The sequence below is a fragment of the Clostridium ihumii AP5 genome (assembly GCF_000612845.1).
In the GTDB taxonomy this organism is placed as follows: domain Bacteria; phylum Bacillota; class Clostridia; order Clostridiales; family Clostridiaceae; genus Clostridium_J; species Clostridium_J ihumii.
On sequence record NZ_CCAT010000032.1, the window covers coordinates 1 to 571 of the forward strand.

Sequence of the window (571 nt, forward strand, 5' to 3'; positions counted from 1 at the left end):
AGACAGTACTTAACTAAAAATGATGTAGAGGAGTACAGAATAGAAATAGGAACTTGTGCAATGTTTTTGAATTATGTAAAAGGGGATGAAATATAATGAAGGTTATATCAATTATTAATTTAAAAGGTGGAGTAGCTAAAACAATATCTACTGCAAACATTGGATATATTTTATCAGCAGAACATGGATACAAAGTTTTAATTATAGATAATGATAAGCAAGGAAATTTATCTAAGTTTTTTAAAAGGCATTCATATAACCATTTAGGCACAGAAACTATTATGACTAAGAGAAATATTGACATAAATAAAGTTATACAAAGAACAGATTATAAGGGTTTAGATATTATAACAACTAATATGAATTTATTAAAAGCAAATTTAGAGGCATTACTAGACCAACAAAGACCACAACAAATAAGGTTTAAAAATGCATTAGATAAAATAAAAGATAAATATGATTTTGTAATAATAGATAATGCACCAGATATTAATATATCTACTATAAATTCTTTAGTATGTAGTGATGATGTTTTAGTACCAATTAAAATAGATGATTTTGCATTTGATGG

General features: G+C 25.0%; 1 protein-coding gene. It reads left to right on the forward strand.

Annotation, left to right across the window (positions count from 1 at the left end; all coding sequences use genetic code 11):
• Positions 1-95: 95 nt before the first annotated feature.
• A partial coding sequence (locus BN346_RS04320) for a ParA family protein (protein ID WP_034439866.1) occupies positions 96-571 on the forward strand: 476 nt, incomplete at its 3' end.